This is a genomic window from Kitasatospora sp. NPDC056327, assembly GCF_042261735.1.
Classification (GTDB): Bacteria; Actinomycetota; Actinomycetes; order Streptomycetales; family Streptomycetaceae; genus Kitasatospora.
This window is the reverse complement of sequence record NZ_JBHJRC010000045.1, coordinates 1-23,090: the sequence shown is the minus strand read 5'-3', so window position 1 is coordinate 23,090 and position 23,090 is coordinate 1. Positions and strand designations below refer to the sequence as shown.

Below are 23,090 nucleotides of genomic sequence, written 5' to 3'. Positions count from 1 at the left end.
CGCCCGGACGGAGGAGAGGGCTTTCGGCATCCGGGACGCCGTCCCTCCTCGCGGCCCGCCCGGTCCTGCCGGGTCTCCTGCCGGGTCCTGCCCGGTCCTGCCCGGTCCTGGCCGGTCCTGCCCGCGGAGTCGGCCGGGAAGTCGGCCGGGTCGGGCCGGACAGTATCCTTGGCGGGCTCGCGGACCAGCCGGTCCCGACGGCGTGGTGGTGTGCGAGGGAGTGGGGCCTTGGCGGACAACGGGCTGCTGGCCCATCAGCGGCAGGCGATGATCGCCGAGACGGTCCGCCGCAGCGGAGCGGTGCGGGTCGCCGAGCTGGTCGACCAGCTCGGCGTGTCGGACATGACCGTGCGCCGCGACCTCGACGCCCTGGAACGCTCGGGTGTCCTGAAGAAGGTGCACGGCGGGGCCGTCGCGGCCTCGGGCACCGCGATCGACGAGCCGGGGTTCGAGGCGAAGTCGGGCCTGGAGTCCGCCGCGAAGGCCGCCGTGGCGGAGACCGCGGCCACCCTGGTCGAGCCGGGCAGCGTGGTCGCGGTGGCGGCCGGCACCACGGCCTACGCGGTCGCCGCCCGGCTGCTGCACGTCCCGCGGCTGACCGTCGTCACCAACTCGCTGCCGGTCGCGGAGCTGATCCGTTCGACCGGCGACGAATCGGGGGCGGGCGCGCCCACGCTCCTGCTGACCGGCGGCTCGCCGACCCCGTCGGCCGCGCTGGTCGGCCCGCTGGCCGACCAGGCCGTCCGTTCCCTCCACGTCGACCTGCTGATCCTGGGGGCGCACGGAGTCTCCGAAAGGGCCGGGCTTACCACGCCCAACCTCGCCGAGGCGCAGACCAACCGGGCCCTCGTCGCCTCCGCGCGGCGGGTGGCCGTGGTGGCCGACCACACCAAGTGGGGGGTGGTCGCCCTCAGCGGGTTCGCCGCGCTCGACGAGATCGACGTGTTCGTCACCGACTCGGCACTCGGCGCACAGGCCCGCACCGCCCTGGCGGAGTCCGTCGGGGAACTCGTCGTCGCCCCGGTCCCGTCGGCCTGACCCCCGGGCGACGGGCGGACGGGACCGGACGGGGCCGGGCTGAACGGGGCCTGGCTGGACGGGGCCTGGCTGGACCGGAGGCGGCCGGGCATCCCGGGGCGGACGCGGTCCCGGGTTCGGCCGCGCCCCCGTGACTCCGCCGTGGCCTTGACCGTCGGGCCCGCCCGCCGTGCGGGGCGGACGCGCCGTCAGCCCGGCGGGCCCACCGCGCGCTCACCGGTGCTGGTCTGCCGGATCACCACTGCGACCACCAGGGGCAGGCCCTGGGCGGTTTTCTGCACGACGGAGTTGACGCCCTGGACGGTGAGGCCGTTCTCCAGGGCCCCGAGGAGTGCGACGGCCGACAGGGTCTCGTTTCGCCGATCCCCCTCCTCGCCCTTCCCGCCCTTCCCGCCCTTGAGGGCGCAGCCACCGGGCGCGACGGCGGTGACCGCCTGAGTTCCAGACCATCGCTGCCGGAGACCGGCCGGCCCGCGCCGGTATCGACGACGACGCGTACGGCAACGGCCCGGGGTGCTCCAGGTCTGCAAGGACGGCGCGAAAGCCGCCGACAGCAGGCCGCACAACCACCGGGACGCGGCGAGGCGGCTCAGCGCCCGCTTCGTCGGCGCCCAGGAGCGGCGGCTGGTGGTCACCGACGGTAGCGACAGCACCGGCCGGGACCACGCCGACCGGGCGAACGTCCGGGTCGCCCGCGGCAGCGGCAGCGGCCCGACCGCCGGGACGTACCCGCTGTCCGACCTCGACGGGGCCGCCGCGGACAACAGCTGGGACCGGTCGAGCGGGACATGAGCAACGGCGGCGGCCGGGCCCGTGACGCCGGCACCATCACCGTCGGGAGCGCCGGCTGCCCGAAGGGACCGGGCGTCAACGCGTTCGGCGAGATCGTCCACTGCTCCGGCGGTGCCTGCTCCACGCCGAACACCGGCGTGGGCGTCGACGCCGAGACACAGGGTCGCGGTTCGGTCTCCTTCCAGGTCTTCGCCGACGACACCAAGGTCGCCGACAGCGGGGGTGCTCACCACCGCCTCCGGGGTCAGGCACCTGACGGCGGGGCCGACCGGGGCCGACGAGCTGCGGCCCGTCGTGACGGACGGCGTCGACGGCACCAACAGCGACCCCGGCGACCGGGCCGCTCCGGCGCTCAGCTGCTGACCGCCGCAGGCCGCGGTGGCTGATCCCGACCGCGGGCGCGGTGCCGAGAGCTCTGCGGGGCTGTCGGCGCGGCGCCCGGTGGGCGGGGACGGTGGGTGGTAGGGGCAGTGACCTGAAGGGGGGTCACAGCAGGCCGCGGTCGCGGGCGTAGAGGGCGGCCTGGGTGCGGTCGCGAAGGTGGAGGCGGCTCAGGATTCGGGAGATGTGGTTCTTGACGGTCCCTTCGCTCAGGTGGAGGCGGCCGGCGATCTCCCGGTTGGTCGAACCGGTGGCCACCAGGCGGAGCACCTCGGTCTCCCGGTCGCTCAGCGGGGACGACAGGGGCGACGGTCGCGGTGGGTGCGCCGCGGTCGGTGGGATCGGGTTCGGTGGGATCGGGTTCGGTGGGATCGGGCTCGGTGGGTGCGCCGGGGCCGCGGCCTCCGCCGGGGGCGGGAGGGCGGGCGTCGGGGACGGGTCGGGGAGGTCGGCGGCCAGCCGGCCGACGATCGCTGCGTCCAGCTGCGCGACTCCGGCGTGCACCAGCCGGACGGCACGCGCCAGTTCGGCGGAGGGCAGGTTCTTGAGGAGGTAACCGACCGCGCCTGCGCGTAGCGCCCCGGCCACGTACGCCCGGTCGTCGAAGGTGGTCAGCATGACGACCCGGCAGGACGGGACCTCCCGCGCCAGCGCCCGGGCGGCCTCGATGCCGTCCGTCCCCGGCATCCGGACGTCCAGCAGCGCGACGTCGGGCCGGTGCTCGACAGCGGCCGTCACGGCCGAGGCGCCGTCGGCCGCCGTGGCCACCACCGCGATGCCCGGCTGGATGCCGAGCAGCGAGGCGATGCCCTCCCGGACGAGGTCCTGGTCGTCCGCCACCAGCACCCGGACCTCGGTCCCGGTACTCACCCGGCCACCGTTCCGTCGAGGGTGCCGCCGCTGATCCCGGTGACGGTGACAGTCCTCGGCGGGGCGGCCGGTACCGGGGCCGTTCCCGGGGCCTCGGCCGGATCGGGTGACGGTGCCCCGGCGGGCGCCCGGCGGGGCACCGTCACCGTGACGGCCACTCCTCCGGAGGCACCGCGCCCGCCTCCCCGGATGTCCACCCGGCCGCCGAGCAGCGCCACCCGCTCCCGCATGCCGCGTATGCCGTGGCCCGGTTCGGCGCCCCGGGCGAAGCCCCTTCCGTTGTCGGTGACGGTCAGTCGGGCGGCCGGACCGTCCAGCGCCAGCCGGACCTCCACCCTGGTGGCCCCGCCGTGCCGGCGGGCGTTGGTGAGCGCCTCCTGCGCGGCGCGGTAGAGGGCGGCGAGTGCCCCGGCGTCGTGGCCGGACTCCTCGCCCGTGACCGTCAGCTCCACCGTCAGCCGGTCGTCGCCCAGGTGCCGGACGAGTTCGGTGACCGATCGGGTCAGCGAGAACGGCCGCACCTCGCGCAGCGCGCGCACGGACTCCCGGACCTCCGTCAGCGCCCGGCCGGCCGACCACCGGGCGTCCCCGATTGCCCGCGCCGAGGCCTCCGGATCCAGGGTGCGGAACGCCTCGGCCTTCTCCAACTGCACGCCGACGGCGGTGAGGTGGTGGCCGAGACTGTCGTGGATCTCCCGGGCGACCCGGTTGCGCTCCTCGGCGGTGGACAGCTCGGCGACCCGCGTCGCGTAGCGGGCCAGCCGCTCGTGCGACTCCTCCAGCCGTGCCCGCGCCTCCTGCTCGCGGACCGCGACGCCGGCCGTCGTCAGGGCCAGTGCCAGCGCGAGGCCGAACATCAGCACGTCCGACACGTACTCCGGGCGCAGCCACCACCGCGGCACCAGGACGGTGAGGCCGACCGTCAGCAGCCCCGCGCACCCGCCGGCGCAGACGAGTGCGGTCCGCCGGCCGAAGGCCAGGTACGCGGTGAACGGCACCAGCACGAACAGCGCCCGCGACACCCCGGAGCCGTCCACCGCCGCGACGGCCGCGAACAGCACCACCCGCACGGCCAGCAGCGCTCCGGCGGGCAGCCGCGCGGCCGGCTCCCGGCCGGGCCCCGGCGCCTCCAGCGCGAGCAGGGCCAGCAGCCCCCCGGCGAAGACGGTGAGCCGGGCGCCGCCGAACTCCCCCGCGCCGACCGCCGCGTAGGCGAAACCACCGGCCAGCACCACCACGTAGAGCACGGGCGGGGTCCACCGCACGGCACGCTGTTCCATCCGTCCTCCCCCGGTACCGACCGGGCCGACCCCGATCACCGCCGGGGACTGTACCCGGATTTCCGGCGGCCTCCCCCACCGGGTCGAAAGACTGGCCAAAGGTCATGGGGGGTCAGGGGTGGGACCCCGCGAACATGTGCAGATCGGCACTTCTTGGCCCCCGCGGCCGACCTCTAGCGTCTTCAGCATCGGCTCCGGAGCCCGCCGCTCCGGCCCCGGTGACCACCGACCGACCCCAGGAGTCCCGCCCATGCGCAAGCCCGTGACCAGGTCCGTGAACAAGTCCGTGAACAAGTCCGTGCGGAAGCCCACGCCGATGCCCGTGCGGAGGCCCGTTCCCACTCCCGCCCCGACCTCCGTCCTCCGCCGGCCCGGCCGGGCCCTAGCCGCCCTGGTCCCCGTACTCGTCGCGGCCACGCTGCTGCCGACCGCGGGCAGCGCCGCCGCCGATGCCGCCGCCGACCCCACCGGCGCCCGGGGCGGCGCGGCCTGCCGGGCCGGGAAGCTGCGGGTGCCCGGCGCCGAACGGCTGCTCACCACCTGCCTGGAGGATCTGACCACCGCCGGGACGGTCCCCGCCGGGCGCACCAACCCGGAGGACTGGGCCGGTCTCGACGCCCCCGGCGCGGCCACGCCGTCGGGCGTGCCCGGGGTCCAGCTCGACGGCTACTTCCCCGACAGCTCGACCACCAACGGCAACAACGGCTGGGCGCACGACAGCCAGTTCGTGATCCGGCTGCCGTGGGACTGGAACGGCGGCCTGGTGGTCGCCGGTCCGCCGGGGGTCCGCCGCCAGTACGCCAACGACAGGATCATCGCCGACCAGGTGCTCGCCCGGGGCTTCGCCTACGCCGCCACCGACAAGGGCAACACCGGCCCGCAGCTCTACCGGGACGGCGACCGCCCCGGTGACGCGATCCTGGAGTGGCACCGCAGGGTCACCCAACTGACCGTCGCGGCGCAGGCGGTGGCCGCCCAGCGGTACGGCCGGGCGCCGTCCGCCACCTACGCGGCCGGGCTCTCGGCCGCAGGGTACCTGGTGCGCTGGCAGCTGGAGCACCACCCCGGGCTGTACACCGGTGGAATCGACTGGAACGGCCTGCTGCTGACCCGCGACGCACCGAACCTGCTCAACGACCTGCCGCCCGCGCTGCGAGCCTACCCGCGCGTCGTGAAGGGCGAGCCGGGCGCCCTCGACGCGATGCACGCGGCCGGGTTCCCGGCGGGTTCCGAACCGCTCTGGGAGGCGAGCTACCGCACCCAGTGGGACACCCTCCAGAGGATCGTGCGCGAGGAGCTGGACCCGGAGTACGACGGCGCGGCGGAGGCCGGCACCCCGTTCTGCCCCGAGGGGACGGGTCCGGGCTGCGACACCGACTACGACTACGCCGCGCGGCCGCGGAGCGTCCACGACGCGGTCGGCCGGGTCTCGCTGACCGGGCGGATCCAGCGGCCGCTGATCAGTCTGCAGGGCACCCTGGACGTGCAGTTGCCGATCAGCCGCAGCGGGGACGTCTACGACCGGATGGTCTCCGGGGCCGGCCTGGACCGGTTCCACCGGTACTACCGAATAGCCGGGGGAACGCACACCGACGGCCTGGCCGCGGTGGCCCCGGAGCTGGTCCGGCCGATGCGGCCCTGTTTCACCGCGGCCTTCGACGCCCTGGTCGACTGGACCCGGCACGGGGCGGAGCCTCCGCGGAGCGGCACCCCGGACCAGCCAGCGGCGCTGACCGGCTGCTCGCTCTGAACCCGGGCGCCCACCACGGGGCGGGCCCGGGGGAGGGCGTGAACGCGGACCCAGCCGTCGGGGACCCTCGCGCGGCGCGGCACGAGGGCCCCCGCGGCGGGCGCGCGGCGTCACCGCTTCATGTAGACGCTGTCCATGAAGTCGATGATCTGCTGGTCCGTCAGGTGCTGGCCCTGGCGGTGGCCCATCGCCAGGTCGGCCTCGCTGATCATGCCGACCAGCCGGTCGCCGTCGATGACCGGGATGCGGCGGATCTGGTGCTGCTCCATCTTCTGGAGCACGGTGTCGATGTCGTCCTCGGCACGGACGCAGTGCAGGTGGCCGGCCAGCTCCATCGCCTTCATGCCGGCCGGGTCACGTCCCTCCGCGATACATCGGACGATGATGTCGCGGTCGGTGATGATGCCCTTCAGCTTCTGGTCGGGGCCGCAGATCGGGAGGGCACCGACGCTCATGTCGCGCATCATCCGGGCGGCGTCGGCGAGGTTCTGGTCGGCGCGGATGCACTCGGCGCCGGCGTGCATGATGTCTCGGGCAGTAGTCACTGGGACTCCTCCTCAGGGTCTCCCCCCGAGCACCGGATGGTCCGATGGGCCCACCCTACGCACGCCGCCGACGGTCCGCGAGCCCATCCCGTCCGGGGCTACCCGCGGTCACCACCGGGGTGCCGGGCAGGCCCGTGCCCGGGCACGCGGGCGGGCCGATACTGGTGGCGTGACGGAGGAGTTCGCCGGGGTGCCCGGCAAGGTGGCGCCCGCTCACGGCACGGTCGACGAGGCGGTCCGGGTGCGGCCCGCGACGGCGCTGCGGCCGTACGTGGCCTGGTACTCCGGCTACCGGCAGCGTGGTCTGCGACCCGCCCTGCACCGGGGCCTGCCGTCCCCGTACCTGACGTTCATCCTGACCCTGGACGAACCGCTCACCTTGGCCGGCCACCCGGACCGGACCCAGCCGCCGGGCGACTACGCCACCCTGCTCGGCGGTCTGCACACGGCGCCGGCGCTGATCAGCCACGACGGCCGGCAGTCCGGCATCCAGCTCGCCGTCCACCCGCTGGCGGCCCGGGCCCTGTTCGGACTGCCGGCCGGGGAGCTGTCCGGGCTGGACGTCCCGGCGGAGGCCGTGCTCGGCACCGCGGCCGCCCACCTCCAGGAGGCGGTGCGGGAGGCGCGGAGCTGGCCCGAGCGGTTCGCGGCGCTGGACGGCGCGCTGCTACGGCTGGCCCGACCGTCCGGCCGGGTTCCACCGGAGGTCGCCCGGGCCTGGTCCGCGCTCAGGCGCAGCGGCGGGGCACTGCCGGTGGCGGAGCTCGCCCGGGAGACCGGCTGGAGCGAGCGCCACCTGCTGAACCGGTTCCGGCAGGAGACCGGCCTCACCCCGAAGGCGGCCGCCCGGGTGATCCGGTTCGACCGGGCCCGCCGGTCGCTGGCCCCGGCCGGTCCGGTGGTCCGGCTGGCCGAGCTCGCGGCGCGCTGCGGCTACGCCGACCAGGCCCACCTGGCCCGGGAGTTCCGCGCGCTGGCAGGGTGCGCGCCGAGCGTGTGGCTCGCCGAGGAGGGGCCGGGCGCGGCGAAGTTCCGAAACGTCCAAGGCGGGGCCACCGGGCCCGCGCCAGAGTGGGAGGCATGACGACGGGCCGGTCCGGTCCCCTTCCGGAGCCGGTCGCCACGAGACGAGGGAGAAACCCGTCATGGACACCGACAGCAGCACCGATCCCACCACTGATTCAGCCACTGATTCCGCCACCGCCGCCACTGATTCCGCTGCCGTCGGCAACACCACCGGTGCTACCGGAACACCCGGCGGCGCGACGCCCGCCCCGCAGGTCTGGCCGAGCCTGCGGGCCCGCGACGCCCGCGCACTGATCGACTTCCTTTCGGAGGCGTTCGGTTTCGAGGAGGTCGTCGCCTACGGCGAGGGCGGGTTCGTGGCCCATGCCGAGCTGGCCTGGCCGGAGGGCGGCGGTGTGATGCTCGGCTCGGACCGGCCGACGCCCGAGGGCGGCGAGCCGTGGCCGGGCGGGCCCGGGACGTTCACCGCCTACGTGGTCACGGCGGACCCGGACGCCGTGCACGCGCGGGCCGTCGCCGCGGGCGCCCGGATCACCACCGCTCCGTTCGACACCGACTACGGCTCGCGCGACTTCGCCGCGACCGACCCGGAGGGCAATCACTGGTACTTCGGCAGTTACCCGGGCGCGCCGCGCCCGTCGGCGGGCTGAGCCGTGCGCCCCGGGGGCCGACCGGCCACCACCGCACCGGCCACCACCGCACCGGGCGACGACCCGGAAGCCGACGGACCGTCCCCCGTTGGCCAGGTGCCGGTGGACCGGACACCCCTCGGCCCCGCACCTGACGGACCGGCCCACGACGGACCGGCCCACCACGGTCTGCCGCCCGCGGCCCCGGTCGCCGACCGGGCCCACGACGGACCGGCGGCCGTCGAGCGGCTGCGGGCCGTCTGCCTGGCGCTGCCCGGGGTCGAGGAGCGGGTCAGCCACGGCGAGCCGACATGGTTCGCGGGCGCCGGCCGCCGGGCGCGGGTGTTCGTCATGCTCGCCGACCACCACCACGACGACCGCCTCGCGTTCTGGTGCCCGGCAGCGGCCGGGGCGCAGGAGTTCCTGGTGACAGAGGAGCCGGAGCGGTTCTTCCGCCCGCCGTACGTCGGCCACCGGGGCTGGATCGGCGTCCGCCTGGACGTGGCGCCGCCGCTCTGGGAGCGGGTCGAGGACCTCGTCTCGGACGCCCACGCCCTGGTGACCGGCCCGGCGCGCCGACAGAAGCGGACGCACTGACAAAACTTTTAGGTCGAGTGACCTATTTTTGTTCCATGACCACCTCCACGAACACCTCTCCGAACACCTCCGTCAACACCCCCTCACCCGACGCCCTCACCCACGACCCGCAGGGACCGGTCCTGCTGGTCGGCGGCTACGGCACCGTCGGCGCCGAACTCGCCCGCCTGGTGGCGGCCGAGCACCCCGTCCTGCTCACCGGCCGGTCCGAGGAGCGGGGCGCACCCCTCGTCCGCGAACTCGGCGGAGCCCCGCACGCCGCCGTGCGCCGCTGGGACCTCGCCGACCCCGCGCCGTTCACCGCCGCCGTCAGCGCCGTCGTCGGCGTGGTCAACGACCCGGACGACCGGGTGCTGCGCGCCGCCGCCCTGGGCGCGGTGCCGTACGCCGATGTCACCCGCTGGACGGTCCGGCTCCAGCGGGCCGCCACCGTGGCCGCGCTGCTGCGCCCCGCCGCGCCGGTACTGCTCTCCTCCGCCTGGATGGGCGGGGTCGTCAGCCTGGTCGCCGCCGCACTGGCGGAGCGGCTCGGCGGAGCGGACCGGGTCGAGACCGCCATCCGCTGGGACCTCGCCGACCGGGCCGGCGCGGACTCGGTCGAGTTCATGGACCGGCTGGGGCTGGACTACGAGGTGATCCGCGAGGGCAGCCGGCACACGGTGGCCCCGCTCAGCGACGCGGGCACCGTCCGGATCGGTGCCCACGCCACCCGGGTCGCCCGGATCGACACGCCCGAGCAGTTCACCCTGCCGCTCACCCTCGGGAGCGGCACCGCCACCACCCGGATCGGCTTCAGCTCCGCGCTCAGCACCCGGGCCCTGCTGGCCGCCAAGCACACCGGCTTCTTCCGCTGGGGCCGGGGCGACCGCTGGCAGTCCACCCGCCGCGCCATGCTCTACTCCCCGGGCGACGGCGGCACCGCGCTCCTGCGGGTCGACGTCTCGCACCGCGGCCGCACCCTCGCCGCGGTCGTCGAGGACCGTGCCGGCCAGGCCCACCTCACCGCCGTCGGCGGCCTGCTCGCGCTCCGCCGCGCCCTGGGCACCGACGGTTCGGCGGCGGCACCGGCCGGTGTCTCCTTCCCGGAGCAGACGCCCCACCCCGACCGGACCCTGTCCGACCTCGCCGCCCTCGGTGTCACGGTCGACATCCGGCCCGCTCCCGGCTTGGATGCTGCCGCATGAGCACCGCACCGGACGACGAAGCCCCGCCCCCGACACCCCCGCCCGCCGACACGGCGCCCCCCTCGCCGCCCACCCCGCCGGCGCCCTCACCGGCCGCCAAGGCCGCCGAGGCCGCCGGGGTGTCCAAGGCCGCCGGGGCCGCCGGGAGCGCCGGCGCCCCCTCGGGGCGGGCCCGGGGGCGGAAGGGGGTGGAGCGGCGGGAGGCTCTGCTGGACGCCGCCGAGGGGGTGCTGGTCGCCGAGGGCGGGCCGGAGCTGACGATGCGGGCCGTCGCAGCCGCGGCCGGGGTCCGGCTGGGCCACCTCCAGTACTACTTCCCCACCCACGCGGACCTGGTGGCGGCCGTACTGGACCGGGTACTGCGGCGGTCGGCCGAGCGGCTGGCACCGCTCCTCACGCCCCCGGAGGGCAGCGAGCGGACCGACCACGCCGGGGAGGTGGTCACCGCGCTGCTGGCCGACCAGGAGGACGCCCGGCTGGTACGGCTCTTCGCCGAGGTGTGGGCGCTCGCCGCCCGGGACGCCGCCGTCGCGGGCGCCGTGCGCGGGTTCTACGGCGACTACCGGGACCAGGTGGCCGCCTTCCTCGCCCGGCGCCGGCCCGATCTGCCGGAGGCCGCGCAGCAGGCCCGGGCCGGGGTGTTCATCATGCTGATCGAGGGTGCCTCGCTGTTCCGCTCCGGCGTCGCGGGCGAACGCGAACCGGCCACCGACGACACCCTGGTCCGCACCGCACTGGACCTGCTCGGCGCGTGACACCGACCGTCGCCCGGGCCGTCGCCCGGGCCGACGAGCGACGGACAGCCCACCGGACAGCGCCCCGCGGACGGCTGCCCCGGCGGAGGGCTGCCCCGGCGGACAGCGGCCGGCGGAGCAGGACAGGCGGCCGGCGGCCGGCGACCGCGGCTCGCGTCACGCCGCCGGCGCGGGCAGACTGGCCGCAACGGACCCGGCCGCGCCGGGACGCGCGCAGCCTCGGAGGCGGCGATGCCGCAGATGGTGGTCGACGGGCGCACCCTCGCGCTCTCGCATCTGGACAAGGTGTACTACCCGCGGACCGGCACCCTCAAGGGCGACGTCCTGCGCTACTACGCCGCCGTCCACACCGCCCTGCTTCCGCACCTGAACGACCGCCCGGTGTCCTTCCTGCGCAGCCCGGACGGCGTGGCGGCGGAGGTGTTCATCGCCAAGAACCCGCCGCCCGGGACGCCCCGCTGGGTGCGGACGGTCGAGGTTCCGAGCAACAGCGGAGAGCTGCGCCAGGTGGTGCTGGAGGACGGCGCGGCCCTGCTCGCACTCGTGAACCTCGGCTGTCTGGAACTCCACGTGCCGCAGTGGCACGCGGCCGCACCGGGGCTGGCCGACCGGCTGGTGCTGGACCTCGACCCCGGCACCGGCGCGACGGTGCTCACCTGCCGCACGGTCGCCGGGATGCTGCGGGAACGGCTCGCGGCGGACGAGCTGGAGGCCTGGGTGAAGACCTCCGGCGGAAAGGGCCTGCACCTGCTGGTGCCGTTGGAACCGACGCCGAGCACCCGGGTGTCCGCCTACGCGAAGGAGCTGGCCGCGGAGCTGGAGGCGTCCCGCCCGGACCTCGTCGTGCACACGATGGCGAAGGCCCGCCGGACCGGCCGGGTGCTGGTCGACTGGTCGCAGAACGCCGCGAAGAAGACCACCGCCGGGCCGTACACGGTGCGGGCGCAGGAGCGGCCGACGGTGTCGACGCCGCTGACCTGGGCGGAGCTGGACGGGGCCGGGTCCGCGGAGGAGCTGGTGTTCACGATCGCCGACGTCCCGGGGCGGGTGGAGGCCCGGGGCGACCTGCTGGCTCCCCTCCTCGACCCGGCGCGCGCCCGGCCGCTGCCCGGGGCGGCCACCACCCGCCCGTCCCGCACCCGACGCGCACCCGAACCCGCACGCGCACCCGCACGTGACCCCGAACCCGACCCCGCAGCCGGACCCGGGCCCGCACCCGAGGCCCCACCCGCGCCGTCCCCCGCAGCCACCCCCGGGACGGCCTCCCGAAAGCCGCCCCGAGCCCGAACCCCCCTGGTGCTGGAGCCACCGCTGGAGGTGATGCGCCCGGCCGCGGTGACCGCCGTCCCGCTGCCGGACGGCCTCGGCGGCTCGGGCGTGGTGTACGAGCTCAAGCTGGACGGCTTCCGCTGCGTGGCCTTCGCCCGGGGGCCGGAGCGCCCGCCGTTCCTGCAGTCCCGCTCCGGGCGCGACCTCGCGGCCGAGTTCCCGCCGATCGCCGCCGCCGTCGCCCGGCTGCCGGCCGGACTCGTGCTGGACGCCGAGCTGGTCGCGTGGCGCGGCGGACGGTTCGCCTTCGAGGAACTGCTGCGCGCCCGGCCGGCCCGGGCCTCCGAGGACGTGGCGCTCGGGCTGATCGCCTTCGACGTGCTCGCCCTGCCCGGCCGGGACGTCCGGGGACTGCCGCTGGCCGACCGGCGGCGGCTGCTGCTGGCCGCGCTGGCCGACGTCCCGCCCCCGGTCCAGGCGGTGCTGGCGACCACCGACCGGGCCGAGGCGCTGACCTGGATGGAACGGCTCGCCGACACCGGGGTGGAGGGCCTCGTCTGCAAGGCGGCCGGCTCGCCGTACCGGGCACGCGGCGCCGGGCGGGTCTGGGTGAAGTACCGGCGCGGCGACACGGTGGACGCGACCGTCCGGGCCGTGACCGGTCCGGCCTCCCGGCCCCGGGCGGTGGTCCTGGAGCTGGACGACGGCCGGGTGCTGCTCTCCTCCCCGCCGCTGTCGCCGTCCCAGGCCGGGCAGGTGGCGGAGGCGGCGACCGGACGGCTCGGCGCCCCGGTCCACGATCCGCAGTACGGCGCCGTCCGCCCGCTCCGCCCCCCGCTGCGCGCCGAGGTCACGGTGACCGGACGGCCCCCGGTCGCCCTGTTCGTCCGGCTGCGCGGCGACTGAACCCGCGCGGCCGAGGACGCGCAGGGGCGCGCGGGCGCACGAGGACGACCCGAACAAACCGGGCGGACCCACCGGAGGAAGAAGGCAGCGCCGTGAACAGCACCCAGCCCCCCGCCGGGGCGGACCACGCCCCGACCGGCCCCGATCCGGCCCCCGTCCACGTCTACGCCGTCGGCCGGATCGGGGTCGACTTCCGCTCCGAGGCCCACCGCGACGGCTTCCGCCGGCAGATGCCGACGCACCCCGGCGCGCCGCCACCGGACCCGGGGGACGCCCACCAACTGCACGACCACCTCGTCCGCACCCCGTGGGCCTCCGCCGGGCTGACCTGGACGCTCACCGTCGGAGGCAGCCCGTGCTACGTCCTGGAGGCGGAACCCGCCGCCGGCATGGACTGGGGCGGTCCGGCCCTCGCCACCGCGGCGGACGGCAGCGAGCGGGAACGGCTCGCGCTGCTGCGCCGGATCGCCGCCGCCCCGCCGGTGCACCCCGTTCACCGGGCGCTGCGCGAGGCGCTGCTCGGCGGCTCACTGCCCGCGGACGACCCGGGCCGCACCACCCGGCTCTCGGTGCCCGGCCGGCTGACCGACCGCGCCGCCCGCCTCTCCTCCGGGCGGCTCGTGCCGGTCCTGGAGGTCGGCTCCACCGGGCTCGCCTCCTGGGCCGAGGCCCCGCTGATCGCCGACGCCGCGGCCACCGTCGGAAGGGGCCTCGTCCGGCGCGGGCGCACCCCGGACCCCGACCGGGTGGTCGCGGACGTCCGCGCCCTGCTCGACCGGGTGTACGTGCACCTCCGCAACCCCGGACGGAGCGCCGCCGAGCGGGCGCTCAACCTCGCCGTGACGGAAGCCTTCCTGACCGGCGGCCTGGCCGGCGACGGCCTGCTCTCCGCCGACCTGCTGCCCGCCGGGCCCGACGACCGCACCGCCGGGCCCGGCCTCTACGCGCTCGACACGATCACCGTCGCGAGGAGCCCGCACTGCCGGGCGGGCTCGGACTGCCAGGACGTGATGGCCCGCTTCCTCGACCCGGCCGACGACCGGCGCGCCCCGGTCACCTACCTCTTCACCGTCGACGTGAGCGACGAACTGCCGGTCACCCTCGCACCGGTCCACCACTTCCTCGGCTGACCCGCCCCGGCCGCCCAACGACCCGACCGGACGTCTCGGGGCCCGCGGAAGCCGCCCCGGGAACGGGCGGCGCGATCCCGGCTCACGCACCAGCGCCACAGCAACACAGGGAGGCCTGCCGGACTGCCGGAATCGACCAGCGGACGGGCCGGAGGCGGCGAAGCGGACGCAAACCCCACCGGGACTCGGAGGACGGCGCTGCCACCGCTCACAGCCGCCGTCCGGGCAGCGGGGCGATCCGTCGGCCGGCAGGGACGGTGCGGCGATCGGCACGGTCGAACACGCCATCCGCCCCGTGGTGCTCCCGCACCTGCCGAACGGCCGTGCCGCCGGACAGGTGCGCGGCACTCCGGTGAACACGTGCGGGTCCTGCCCGGTCGCCCGGTGCGCCCGTCGGCCTGGGACCAGGGCTCCGGGACGGCCCGGCACGCGCCGACGGCACCGCCACCGGTCGGGGGCGGAGGACGGCGCTACTCCCCCGGGGCATGACGTGAGGGGGCGGCCTCGTGGGCGACGGGCCAGGGCGGGCGCGGGCCCCGGACCGGCCGGGTGTGCGCGAACTCCGTCACCAGCGTCTCGGTGAAGACCGGTAGTTCGGCGGGCCCGCGGGCGGAGACCAGTACCCCGGGACCGTCCCGGCAGACGTGGACCGGCTCGTCCACCCAGGCGGCACCGGCGTTGACCAGGTCGGTGCGGACGCTCGGCCACGAGGTGAGCGTCCGGCCCCGTACGGCGTCCGCCTCGATCAGGGTCCACGCGCCGTGGGAGATCACCCCGACCGGGCGGCCCGCCGCGGCCAGCCGGTGCACGAAGGCGACGGCGGCCCGGTCCAGCCGCAGCTCGTCGGGGTTGGCGACACCGCCCGGCAGCACCAGCGCGTCGTACGCGGCCGGGTCCGCCCCGGCGGCCACCTCGTCGACGGGGAAGGTGTCGGCCCGGTCCAGGTGGCGGAACGCCTGCAGGTGCCCGGGCCGGGTGGACACCAGCCGGGGTGTGCCGCCGGCCTCGGCGACGCCCTGCCAGGGGGTGGTCAGTTCGTCCTGCTGGACGCCGTGCGGGGCGGCCAGGAACGCGACCGTGCGACCGGTGAGGACGGTGAACGGCATCCGGCACATCCGTTTCCGTGGGCGGGTCCGTGGGCGGGTCCGAGGGCGAGGTCCGAGGGCGGGTCCCGGGCCGGCTCAGCCGGCGCGACCCGCGCCGGACACGTCTCCCGCACCACGCACGTAGTGCGCGTCCAGGGCCGCCCGGCCCGCCGGGGAGAGCCCCGGGCCGCGCCGCCCGCCCCGGCCGCCGCGATCGCCCCGGTCGAGGGCCGCGGACGGCGGGGCCGAGCGCACCCGGGCGCGCGGGCAGTCGAGGTGGACGACCAGCTCCAGGTGGTCGATCCGGGCGACCAGCCCCACCGGGACCAGGACGGGCGCTCCGGGCACCCACGGCCGGGTGTCCACCAGCAGGTGGTCCCCGGCGTCCTGGTCGACGTGACCGAGCGGGCCGTCGGTCGCCTCGACCTCGTAGCCGACCAGCGTCAGGTCGGCGGCGTGGTGGGAGCCCGGGCGGTACTCCCACAGTTCGGTGGTCATCACGCCTCCGGGTGGTCCCAGGGGCGGCGTTCCCGGCGCTCCTGACGGTCGCGGGCCTGCTCGCGCCCGCCGCCGCCGTCCGTCGGCTCCCCCTGCCACCAGCCGCCGCGGTGTTCCCGGTGACCGTCGTCGGGCAGGCCGTCCACCGGCTCCCCGCGGCGACGCCGACGACGGCGCAGCAGGGCCGCGACGGCGGACGCGAGGGCGACGCTGCCGACCCAGATCACGGCCGAGGCGACCGCCACGGCCGCGGTGGGCTTGCGCACGGCGATGCTGAGGCAGACCGCCGACATCACCAGGGCCGTCATCAGCACACCGCTCGGCACCCGGCGGCCGAGGCCTCGCAGCGCGTCGGCCAGTCTGTTCCGGGGTCTGGCACCCATGGTGCTCAACCGCCGGTCGAGGCGGGTGTCGCGGCGCAGATCGCCCTCGATCTCGGCCAGGAGCCGCCGCTCCCGTCCGCTCAGCGCGGGCCCGTCCATATCGGTCACCTCCGGCACTTCCGGTGACGGTGTCCTCCGTGTCCGGGCGGCTGCCCGGCGGGGTGTGGGTTAGCCGCTCCGGCCGGCGAACGCGGTCGGAGCGGCCGGACGGCGGTCGCCGAACGCCCTGGGGCGGGCGAGCAGGCTGTCGTCCAGCACACGCAACAGGGCCGCGGCGTCCGGGTGCACCTCGACGGCGCCCGCCGCGCGCAGCCCGGGCACGGTGGCGCCGGCGCCGAGGACGGCGACGCAGGGCACCCCGGCCCGGCACGCCGCCCGGACCTCGGACACGCTCCCGGCGACGAACACGGCGTGCGCGGGCACGCCGTCCACGAGGTCGAGCGCGGCCCGGAGCGGGTCGTGGCCGGGGTCGTTCACGGTGAGCGCGGGGGCCCCGGCCGGGCCGGGGGCGGTCAGGACCACCGTCCAGCCCCGGGCGGCGCACTCGCGCGGCAACTCGGCGGAACCGGGTGACGCGGCACGCCAATCGGCCCCGAAGAGTGCTGTCGAGACGACCGTCATGGCCCACCGTTCCCGTTCCGCACCACGTACCGGCGCGCCCTTCCAGGTTAGGCCCGCACCCCCGCCACCGCCCGGCGCACCGACCGGCCCGGGCGAACACCCGACCGGGCAAGCGGCTCCCCGGGTCCCGCCGGCGCCGGTCCCACCGACGCCGCCGGTCGGTCAGGCCGCGCCACCGGTCCCGCCGCCGGCCTCGGGCTCGCCGCCGGCATCGGCATCGGTGGCCAGCCGGGCGTGCAGGTGCTCGTCGTGGTACCGGCCGTCGCCGAACCGGTGGGAGGCGCGCAGGGTGCCCTCAAGGGGGAAGCCGCAGCGTTCGGCCACCCGGCACGAGGCGCGGTTGCCGTCCGCGTGGGCGAGTTCCAGGCGCCGCACGGCAGCGGTGGCGAAGCCCCAGCGGGAGACCGCCCGGGTGGCCCGGGTGGCGATGCCCCGGCCGCGGGCGGCGGGCAGCAGCGAGTAGCCGACCATGGCGAGCCCGTCGGCGCGGTCGGTCCAGCGCAGGGCGACGAGGCCGAGCAGTCCGGCGTCGGCGGCGGCCAGGATCGCGAAGCAGGCCACGGTGCCGTTCTCCCAGCCGGTGGCCCAGCGTTCGAGAGTGGCCTCGGCCTGTGTCCGGTCCCCGGCGCGCAGCGGGTTCCAGAGCGCGATGTCCGGGTCGGCCGCGAGCGCGACCAGGCTCGCCGCGGCACCGCCCCGGACCTCCAGACCGGGCTGCCACGGACGCAGCACGACGTCCCCCAGATCGAGCGTGGCCGGGACGAACACCCGGTCGTCGGCGGCCTGCCGCGCGGCGGGCGGGACGGCGGAGGCAACAGGAACGGCAGAAGCGGCGGAGACTGCGGAAACGGCGGACGGCGCGATACTCATTCGATCTTCCTACCCGCCGCCCACCTCCGCGGACAACCGGATTTCCGCCCCGCCGAAAACCGTTCGGCCCCGCCGGCCGGCCGTGCCACGATCGGGCCATGACCGAACTCGTCACCGCCCACACCCATGCGCTGGACGCCGCGACCCGGGAGGCGGCCCGGGCGCTGTCGGCCGAGGCGTTCGGCGACCTGAGCGACGAGGGCTGGGAGCACGGCCTCGGCGGAGTGCACGCACTGGTGATCGAGAACGACGTGCTCATCGGCCACGCCTCGGTGGTGCAGCGGCGGCTGCTGCACGCCGGACGGGCGCTGCGCACCGGGTACGTCGAGAACGTCGTGGTGCGCGCGGACCGGCGCGGGCGCGGCCACGGCGCCGCGCTGATGACCGCGCTGGAGTGGGTGATCCGGGACGCCTACGAGCTGGGCGCGCTGTGCGCGGCCGACGACGCGGCGGCGTTCTACTCGGCACGCGGCTGGCAGGCGTGGCGCGGTCCGCTCGCCGCGCTGACGCCGCACGGTCCGGCGCCGACGCCGGACGAGGAGGGCGGGGTGTTCGTGCTGCCGTCCGCCTCGCCGGGCGCGGTGGCCCCGGACCTCGACGGGCGGCTGGTGTGCGACTGGCGCGACGGCGACCTCTGGTGACCCCCGCCCCCACCCCCGCCGACCGTCCGCGGCCGGAGCCCGGCCCGGGGCCGGCGGGGACCCCGGGCCGGGCCGGACGGCGGGGCGTCAGATCCGGGCGAGGTAGCCGTTGTCGACGAGCCAGAGCACGTTGAGGCGCGCGGGGCCGTTCGGGACGAGCGCGGCGTCCAGCTGGTACTGGAGGCCGTGGCCGGGCTGGCCGAACCAGGGCGCGATCGGGCCGGCGTGCACCCGGAACGGCTTCAGCACCTTGTAGTCGTGGTAGTTGCAGCCGGCGGCCGGGTTGCTGTCGAGGCTCTGCGGCGGGATCGACCGGCTGGCGTAGGGCAGGCCCTCGGGGGCGAGGAACGAGCCGTACTCACTGCCGTAGCGGTCGATCCGCTGGTTGGGGTAGAGGGTGATCTCGAACTCGACCGGGGTGCCGTCGGGCAGGGTGACGTAGCCGTTGGCCGGCGGGTAGATCCAGCCGGGGCTGCCGTTGTTGGCGGTGGGGCTGTAGTAGGTGGCGAGGAACTTCTCCTCGCCGAGGCCGCCGGTCCGCCGGTAGCCGGTCAGCTGGCGGCCGACCGGGCCGGTGACGGGCAGGTCGGCCGGGCCGAGCCGGGGGTCGCCCAGGTGGTCCGCCGTGGAGCACTCGGCGGACGGGACGCCGACCGGGGCCGCGGCCGCGGGCGGAGCGGCCGCCGCCGCGAGGGCCGGGGTGCTCGGGGCGAGCAGGGCGACGACCGCGGCGAGCGGTACGGCGAACAGGCGAAGGCGCACGTTGTCTCCGTCGTGAGGTGGTGGCGTCGGTTGCGTGGTTGGGCCGGCCGTGGCCGCCGTGGCGGCGGCACGGTGGGGTGGAGGCACGGTGAGGTGAAGTCACGATCGGACGGAGGCCCGGCCGTCCGCCGTTCCGGCGTGCCCGGGGCGGGGCGGGATCCGTCACCCTCCGTGTCCGACCCGGCACCAGGCAATCGGATCATCTGACTCCGCGTCAACTTCGGGCGCCCGCAGCAGCGAAAGATCCTCCGGTTTCGGCCAACCCGCGCACGCAGGACATCGGGGGCGCGCAGACTGGAGGGTCACGCCCCCAACCTCGGACCGCGGCGGCCGACCCGACCAGGCCGGACCGCGACGGCGCCACCGTCCAGCGCATCCGTTCCATTGACAGCCCATCGGCCCGGCCCGATCCTCGCCGGTACGGCCCGGCCACCGGGCCGCTCGACGACCGGGGGTGGTCAGCGATGACGGACCAGTGCACCGCGCGGCGGATGCCGGCGTCGGTCCGGCGGGCGGTCGTCTGCGTGTGGGTCCACGCCACGCTCAGCGGCTTCTCCGGCCTCGTGCTGCTCGCGGCCCTCGGCCGGGATCGGAACGGCGAACTCCCGCTGGTGCACTTCGTCGCGATGACCTCGGTGCTGGTGGGCCTGCTGCTCGGCACCTGCGCCGGCCTGGCCTCGCGCCGGGCGGGCTGGACCAGGAACACGGTCGCCGTGATCGAGGCGCTCTCGGTGGCCAGCGGTGTCCTGCTGCTGGCCACCGGATCGTACGCGGCCCTGGCCGGCATCGCCCTGGGCGCATTCGTCCTCCGGGCGTTCCTGTCCGCCGACGGACGCGCCTGGTTCAGCGACCAGGTGGACCGATGACCGGGGCCCCGGACCGGGGACCGCTCCCCGGCCCGGTGCGGACCACGACGGGTGCACCACCACCGGGAGGAGGCTCGCACCGCACCGGCACGCGTCACGCGCCGGGCGCAGGAGTCCGGTGCGGCACCACCGGCGTGCCGCGCCGGACGCACGCGGGGTCAGGGGGCGCGGGCCCCCGGCACCCGGCGGCCGGGTCTCAGCCCCGACCGCTGGGGGCCAGGCGGCCGAGGACGTGCAGCAGACGGTCCAGGGCGTCACGGGAGTTGGGCTCGGTCAGGTTGACCATCAGCCGGAACACGGCCCGCAGCAGGGCAGGGTTGCCGAGCCCGGCCGCCCCCGCGGCGCCGACCAGCCTCGGCCGGCTCATCGCCGAGGCGGCGAGCCGGCCGAGGGCGAAGTAGCCGTCGTAGGCCGAGCGCAGCGCCTGCGGGTAGGCGCGCAGGGCGAGGTCGCGGCCGCGGTCGGTGCGGCGGGCGTGGGCCTGGACGACCGCCTCGGCGGCGTAGCGGCCGGACTCCATCGCGTAGGCGATGCCCTCGCCGGTGGCGGGGCTGACCGTGCCGCCGGCGTCGCCGATCAGCAGCAGGCCGTCCGCGTAGTGCGGGCGGCGGTTGAGGCCCATCGGCAGGGCGGAGCCGCGGATGGGCTCGGTGACGCCCTCGGGGCGGTAGCCGTACTCGGCGGGGAGGTCGTCGCACCAGCGGCGGAGCAGCTCGCGCCAGTCCACCTCGCGGGGCACCGCACCGGTGTCGACGACCCCCAGGCCGACGTTGGCGGTGCCGTCGCCCATGCCGAACACCCAGGCGTAGCCGGGCAGCAGGCGGCGGGCCCGGTCGGTGGGGTCGCGCAGGTCGAGCCAGGCCTCCAGGTAGCGGTCCTCGTGGCGCGGGGTGGTGAAGTAGGTGCGGTAGGCGACCCCCATCGCGCGGTCGGTGCGGCGGTAGCGCTTCATCGCCAGGGAGAGCCGGGTGGAGTTGCCGTCGGCGGCGACGACCAGGGGCGCGCGGTAGGTGACGGGCCGGCGCTCCTCGCCGAGCCTGGCGGTGACACCGGTGATGCGGCCGGTCCGCTCGTCCAGCACCGGGCCCGCCACGTTGGCCCGTTCGATCAGGCGGGCGCCGGCCGAGGCGGCGCGCCGGGCGAGCAGTTCGTCGAAGTCGGCGCGGCGGCGGACGAGTCCGAAGGCCGGGAAGGCGGCGAGTTCCGGCCAGTCCAGTTCCACCCGCCGGCCGCCCGCGACGAGCCGCAGACCGCGGTTGTGCAGCCAGCCGGCCGATTCGGAGACGTCGATGCCGAGGTCGATCAGCTGCCGCACGGCCCGGGGGGTCAGACCGTCGCCGCAGACCTTCTCCCGGGGGAACGCGGACTTCTCCAGCAGGAGCACGTCCAGCCCGGTGCGGGCCAGGTGGTAGGCGGCGGTGGAACCGGCCGGGCCTGCGCCGACCACGATCACGTCGGCCGTGTCCACGTCGCCCCCGGGCACGTCGGCCGCGGGTGCGGCGGCGGCAGCGGGCTCGCCGGCGGCCGGGCCGGAGGGGCCGGCGGGGTCCGGGTGGGCGGGGCTGGTGGACGACTGCTGCGCTGGGCCGGGCATGCGGCGCTCCCACGGGTGTCGGTCCTGCGGCGGACTCTGCGGATTCGGCGGACACAGACGATATGGACCACGACCGCCCCGCCGAACCCGACACGCGGGTACCGCCGACACGCCCGGCACCACCGGCCCTGGATCGCACACGGTCCCGTCATATCCGAGTGGCCGAATCGTTGCGGTGGACTTGTCGGACAATCAACGCCGGTACAGCGCATTTCGGCCAAACGCTCCTTGCGGGGTCCGAATCGCTGCGGGAACTTGATCCCTCTCACTCGCCGAGCGTGGTCGACCGCGGTCGGCCGAGGGGCTCCCTCCCACCTGCCGTGCGGCCCCGCCGGGCCGCCCGTTCCCGATGGACACACCCATGCGCATCCGCTCCCACGCGGCGAGATCCCTCGTCGCCGTCCCCGCCGTGGCCGCCCTGCTGCTCGCGGCCCCCTCCGCCGAGGCCGCCCCGGCCAAGGGCAACAACGGCACCGTCAAGATCCACGACGCCTCGACCGGCGAGGAGCTCCGCAACAACGAGCCCAAGGTCTGCACCTTCTACCTGGACTCGTTCGGCTTCGACGCGGGCCAGGACATCGTCTGGCTGATCTCCGAGGTGCACGGCGACCGTGAGAACGCCATCGTCTACGGCGACATCCCGGTGGACGGCAAGGGCCACGTCCGGACCGACGACATCAACCTGCCCGACGGCCAGTACAAGCTCTACTGGTCGTCGGTGGAGCTGGTGAACGGCAAGCTGCCGGCCAACCCGCCGAAGCTCAACAACCCGAAGCAGAAGGTGTTCAAGGTCGACTGCGGCGTCCGCACGCCCACGCCGACGCCCACCAAGCCGGGCAGGCCGAGCACCACGCCGAGCTCGGGCACGACGCCGAGCACCACCCCGGCCCCGACCCCGACGCCCACCCCGACGCCGACCCAGTCGGTTCCGGCCACCCCGAGCGGCTCGCCCGGCACCACGCCGACGGCCACCCCGAGCGCGACGACGACCCCGACGCCCAGCACCACGCCCACCCGGACGCCGACCCAGCCCGTGCCGCCGCCCCCGTCGACGACGCCGCCCACGACTCCCGGCAGCACACCGAGCACCACACCGAGCACCACCCCCACCGGCTCGCCCAGCGCCTCGCCGAGCAGCACGCCGTCGGGCACCCCCTCCACGACCCCGTCGGCCACGCCGGGCACCACCGGTTCGCCGAGCCCGTCGGCCCCCGGCACGCCCGGCGGCCAGGAGCCCGGGCCCACCCCGGCCGGCCCCGCCCCCAAGCCCACCGCGACCGTCCCGGTGCACCCCGCCCCGGCCGGCACCGTCGTCGACCCGGCCAACCCGCTGATCATGCCGACCCGGGTCAGCGTGCCCACCCCGATCGCCGGTGCCGCGTCGAACGGCAAGGACCTCGCGTCCACCGGCAGCAGTGACGGCACCCTGCTGATGGCGGGCGCCGGAACGGTGCTGCTGCTCGGCGGCGCCGGCGCCGTCGTCTTCACCCGCCGTACCCGCCGCTCCTCCTGAGCCGGCCGTGGGGGGGGGGGGGGGCCGCGGCGCCCGCGGCCCGGCCCCCCCCGCGAGACCCCCACCCCCGCCCCCCCACCACCCCGGGCGCCCACCAACCCCCGA

Annotated in this window: 24 protein-coding genes and 1 pseudogene; 15 read left to right on the top strand and 10 right to left on the bottom strand. The window is 76.5% G+C overall.

The features are described from left to right. The first annotated feature begins 228 nt into the window (after positions 1 to 228). From ACFCX4_RS09745 to ACFCX4_RS09730, 4 genes and pseudogenes are all read left to right on the top strand, one after another. Positions 229 to 1,038: a DeoR/GlpR family DNA-binding transcription regulator gene (locus ACFCX4_RS09745; protein ID WP_376140194.1), complete on the top strand. Its 810-nt coding sequence runs from the start codon at positions 229 to 231 to the stop codon at positions 1,036 to 1,038. Positions 1,039 to 1,551: 513 nt separating this feature from the next. After that, entirely contained in the window at positions 1,552 to 1,830 is a 279-nt protein-coding gene (locus ACFCX4_RS09740; RefSeq protein WP_376140192.1) for an NPCBM/NEW2 domain-containing protein, read from the top strand. Then, positions 1,827 to 2,000, top strand: a pseudogene (locus ACFCX4_RS09735) (hypothetical protein); the annotation flags it as partial. The gene ACFCX4_RS09740 and the pseudogene ACFCX4_RS09735, both read left to right, overlap by 4 nt. Positions 2,001 to 2,052: 52 nt before the next feature. Further along, positions 2,053 to 2,193, top strand: coding sequence for a hypothetical protein (locus ACFCX4_RS09730; protein ID WP_376140221.1), 141 nt, complete (start codon positions 2,053 to 2,055; stop codon positions 2,191 to 2,193). 123 nt (positions 2,194 to 2,316) lie between these two features. Here the strand turns inward: ACFCX4_RS09730 and ACFCX4_RS09725 are convergent, their stop codons facing one another. Both ACFCX4_RS09725 and ACFCX4_RS09720 read right to left on the bottom strand, forming a co-directional pair. Beyond that, positions 2,317 to 3,081, bottom strand: coding sequence for a response regulator (locus ACFCX4_RS09725; protein ID WP_376140190.1), 765 nt, complete (start codon positions 3,079 to 3,081; stop codon positions 2,317 to 2,319). After that, entirely contained in the window at positions 3,078 to 4,361 is a 1,284-nt protein-coding gene (locus tag ACFCX4_RS09720) for a sensor histidine kinase (protein WP_376140188.1), read from the bottom strand. Before ACFCX4_RS09720 ends, ACFCX4_RS09725 begins: the two co-directional genes overlap by 4 nt. Positions 4,362 to 4,611: 250 nt before the next feature. On the opposite strand from ACFCX4_RS09720, the gene ACFCX4_RS09715 reads away from it, so the two are divergent. Continuing rightward, on the top strand, positions 4,612 to 6,111 hold the full coding sequence (locus ACFCX4_RS09715; RefSeq protein WP_376140186.1) for a tannase/feruloyl esterase family alpha/beta hydrolase: 1,500 nt from the start codon (positions 4,612 to 4,614) through the stop codon (positions 6,109 to 6,111). 110 nt (positions 6,112 to 6,221) lie between these two features. Here ACFCX4_RS09715 and ACFCX4_RS09710 read toward each other — a convergent pair whose 3' ends face one another. Further along, positions 6,222 to 6,656 (bottom strand): CBS domain-containing protein, encoded by a 435-nt coding sequence (locus ACFCX4_RS09710; RefSeq protein WP_376140184.1) that lies wholly within the window; start codon positions 6,654 to 6,656, stop codon positions 6,222 to 6,224. A gap of 169 nt (positions 6,657 to 6,825) precedes the next feature. On the opposite strand from ACFCX4_RS09710, the gene ACFCX4_RS09705 reads away from it, so the two are divergent. The 7 genes from ACFCX4_RS09705 to ACFCX4_RS09675 all read left to right on the top strand — a co-directional run bounded on the left by ACFCX4_RS09705 (position 6,826) and on the right by ACFCX4_RS09675 (position 14,152). Then, entirely contained in the window at positions 6,826 to 7,740 is a 915-nt protein-coding gene (locus ACFCX4_RS09705; protein ID WP_376140183.1) for a helix-turn-helix domain-containing protein, read from the top strand. 61 nt (positions 7,741 to 7,801) lie between these two features. Next, a complete protein-coding gene (locus ACFCX4_RS09700) occupies positions 7,802 to 8,332 on the top strand; it encodes a VOC family protein (RefSeq protein WP_376140181.1) in 531 nt (176 codons plus the stop codon). Positions 8,333 to 8,434: 102 nt separating this feature from the next. Next, entirely contained in the window at positions 8,435 to 8,908 is a 474-nt protein-coding gene (locus ACFCX4_RS09695; protein ID WP_376140179.1) for an MmcQ/YjbR family DNA-binding protein, read from the top strand. 35 nt (positions 8,909 to 8,943) lie between these two features. Beyond that, positions 8,944 to 10,092, top strand: coding sequence for a saccharopine dehydrogenase (locus ACFCX4_RS09690; protein ID WP_376140177.1), 1,149 nt, complete (start codon positions 8,944 to 8,946; stop codon positions 10,090 to 10,092). Continuing rightward, a complete protein-coding gene (locus tag ACFCX4_RS09685; RefSeq protein ID WP_376140175.1) occupies positions 10,089 to 10,847 on the top strand; it encodes a TetR/AcrR family transcriptional regulator in 759 nt (252 codons plus the stop codon). The genes ACFCX4_RS09690 and ACFCX4_RS09685 overlap by 4 nt, the downstream gene beginning before the upstream one ends. A 231-nt stretch (positions 10,848 to 11,078) precedes the next feature. After that, on the top strand, positions 11,079 to 13,022 hold the full coding sequence (gene ligD, locus ACFCX4_RS09680; RefSeq protein WP_376140173.1) for a non-homologous end-joining DNA ligase: 1,944 nt from the start codon (positions 11,079 to 11,081) through the stop codon (positions 13,020 to 13,022). A gap of 92 nt (positions 13,023 to 13,114) precedes the next feature. Further along, the gene (locus tag ACFCX4_RS09675; protein ID WP_376140171.1) at positions 13,115 to 14,152 is read left to right on the top strand and encodes a hypothetical protein; all 1,038 of its coding nucleotides are present in this window, start codon (positions 13,115 to 13,117) and stop codon (positions 14,150 to 14,152) included. Between the two features lie 470 nt (positions 14,153 to 14,622). Here ACFCX4_RS09675 and ACFCX4_RS09670 read toward each other — a convergent pair whose 3' ends face one another. From ACFCX4_RS09670 to ACFCX4_RS09650, 5 genes are all read right to left on the bottom strand, one after another. After that, the gene (locus tag ACFCX4_RS09670) at positions 14,623 to 15,258 is read right to left on the bottom strand and encodes a DJ-1/PfpI family protein (protein ID WP_376140169.1); all 636 of its coding nucleotides are present in this window, start codon (positions 15,256 to 15,258) and stop codon (positions 14,623 to 14,625) included. Between the two features lie 75 nt (positions 15,259 to 15,333). After that, the gene (locus ACFCX4_RS09665; RefSeq protein WP_376140167.1) at positions 15,334 to 15,735 is read right to left on the bottom strand and encodes a hypothetical protein; all 402 of its coding nucleotides are present in this window, start codon (positions 15,733 to 15,735) and stop codon (positions 15,334 to 15,336) included. Next, a complete protein-coding gene (locus ACFCX4_RS09660; protein ID WP_376140165.1) occupies positions 15,735 to 16,217 on the bottom strand; it encodes a hypothetical protein in 483 nt (160 codons plus the stop codon). The genes ACFCX4_RS09665 and ACFCX4_RS09660 overlap by 1 nt, the downstream gene beginning before the upstream one ends. 69 nt (positions 16,218 to 16,286) lie before the next feature. After that, on the bottom strand, positions 16,287 to 16,739 hold the full coding sequence (locus ACFCX4_RS09655) for a hypothetical protein (RefSeq protein ID WP_376140164.1): 453 nt from the start codon (positions 16,737 to 16,739) through the stop codon (positions 16,287 to 16,289). A 162-nt stretch (positions 16,740 to 16,901) separates the two neighbouring features. Further along, the gene (locus ACFCX4_RS09650) at positions 16,902 to 17,609 is read right to left on the bottom strand and encodes a GNAT family N-acetyltransferase (RefSeq protein ID WP_376140162.1); all 708 of its coding nucleotides are present in this window, start codon (positions 17,607 to 17,609) and stop codon (positions 16,902 to 16,904) included. A gap of 98 nt (positions 17,610 to 17,707) precedes the next feature. Between ACFCX4_RS09650 and ACFCX4_RS09645 the strand changes: the two genes are divergently transcribed. Further along, on the top strand, positions 17,708 to 18,250 hold the full coding sequence (locus tag ACFCX4_RS09645) for a GNAT family N-acetyltransferase (RefSeq protein ID WP_376140160.1): 543 nt from the start codon (positions 17,708 to 17,710) through the stop codon (positions 18,248 to 18,250). A gap of 87 nt (positions 18,251 to 18,337) precedes the next feature. On the opposite strand, the gene ACFCX4_RS09640 is transcribed toward ACFCX4_RS09645, so the two are convergent. Next, entirely contained in the window at positions 18,338 to 19,012 is a 675-nt protein-coding gene (locus ACFCX4_RS09640; protein ID WP_376140158.1) for a TNT domain-containing protein, read from the bottom strand. Between the two features lie 464 nt (positions 19,013 to 19,476). Here ACFCX4_RS09640 and ACFCX4_RS09635 point away from each other — a divergent pair, with 464 nt between their 5' ends. Continuing rightward, positions 19,477 to 19,878, top strand: coding sequence for a hypothetical protein (locus tag ACFCX4_RS09635; protein WP_376140156.1), 402 nt, complete (start codon positions 19,477 to 19,479; stop codon positions 19,876 to 19,878). Between the two features lie 196 nt (positions 19,879 to 20,074). Here ACFCX4_RS09635 and ACFCX4_RS09630 read toward each other — a convergent pair whose 3' ends face one another. Next, a complete protein-coding gene (locus ACFCX4_RS09630; RefSeq protein ID WP_376140154.1) occupies positions 20,075 to 21,472 on the bottom strand; it encodes a geranylgeranyl reductase family protein in 1,398 nt (465 codons plus the stop codon). A 361-nt stretch (positions 21,473 to 21,833) separates the two neighbouring features. On the opposite strand from ACFCX4_RS09630, the gene ACFCX4_RS09625 reads away from it, so the two are divergent. Beyond that, positions 21,834 to 22,985 carry an LAETG motif-containing sortase-dependent surface protein gene (locus tag ACFCX4_RS09625; RefSeq protein WP_376140152.1) on the top strand — a complete coding sequence of 384 codons (1,152 nt, stop codon included), beginning with the start codon at positions 21,834 to 21,836 and terminating at the stop codon, positions 22,983 to 22,985. Positions 22,986 to 23,090 lie beyond the last annotated feature (105 nt).

Excerpts from the sequence above, each read along its gene's own strand:
- ACFCX4_RS09720 (WP_376140188.1), bottom strand. The coding sequence starts at position 4,361 with ATGGAACAGCGTGCCGTGCGGTGGACCCCGCCCGTGCTCTACGTGGTG.
- ACFCX4_RS09715 (WP_376140186.1), top strand. The coding sequence starts at position 4,612 with ATGCGCAAGCCCGTGACCAGGTCCGTGAACAAGTCCGTGAACAAGTCC.
- ACFCX4_RS09700 (WP_376140181.1), top strand. The coding sequence starts at position 7,802 with ATGGACACCGACAGCAGCACCGATCCCACCACTGATTCAGCCACTGAT.
- ACFCX4_RS09690 (WP_376140177.1), top strand. The coding sequence starts at position 8,944 with ATGACCACCTCCACGAACACCTCTCCGAACACCTCCGTCAACACCCCC.
- ACFCX4_RS09685 (WP_376140175.1), top strand. The coding sequence starts at position 10,089 with ATGAGCACCGCACCGGACGACGAAGCCCCGCCCCCGACACCCCCGCCC.
- ligD (WP_376140173.1), top strand. The coding sequence starts at position 11,079 with ATGCCGCAGATGGTGGTCGACGGGCGCACCCTCGCGCTCTCGCATCTG.
- ACFCX4_RS09670 (WP_376140169.1), bottom strand. The coding sequence starts at position 15,258 with ATGCCGTTCACCGTCCTCACCGGTCGCACGGTCGCGTTCCTGGCCGCC.
- ACFCX4_RS09665 (WP_376140167.1), bottom strand. The coding sequence starts at position 15,735 with ATGACCACCGAACTGTGGGAGTACCGCCCGGGCTCCCACCACGCCGCC.
- ACFCX4_RS09660 (WP_376140165.1), bottom strand. The coding sequence starts at position 16,217 with ATGGACGGGCCCGCGCTGAGCGGACGGGAGCGGCGGCTCCTGGCCGAG.
- ACFCX4_RS09655 (WP_376140164.1), bottom strand. The coding sequence starts at position 16,739 with ATGACGGTCGTCTCGACAGCACTCTTCGGGGCCGATTGGCGTGCCGCG.
- ACFCX4_RS09650 (WP_376140162.1), bottom strand. The coding sequence starts at position 17,609 with ATGAGTATCGCGCCGTCCGCCGTTTCCGCAGTCTCCGCCGCTTCTGCC.
- ACFCX4_RS09645 (WP_376140160.1), top strand. The coding sequence starts at position 17,708 with ATGACCGAACTCGTCACCGCCCACACCCATGCGCTGGACGCCGCGACC.
- ACFCX4_RS09635 (WP_376140156.1), top strand. The coding sequence starts at position 19,477 with ATGACGGACCAGTGCACCGCGCGGCGGATGCCGGCGTCGGTCCGGCGG.
- ACFCX4_RS09630 (WP_376140154.1), bottom strand. The coding sequence starts at position 21,472 with ATGCCCGGCCCAGCGCAGCAGTCGTCCACCAGCCCCGCCCACCCGGAC.
- ACFCX4_RS09625 (WP_376140152.1), top strand. The coding sequence starts at position 21,834 with ATGCGCATCCGCTCCCACGCGGCGAGATCCCTCGTCGCCGTCCCCGCC.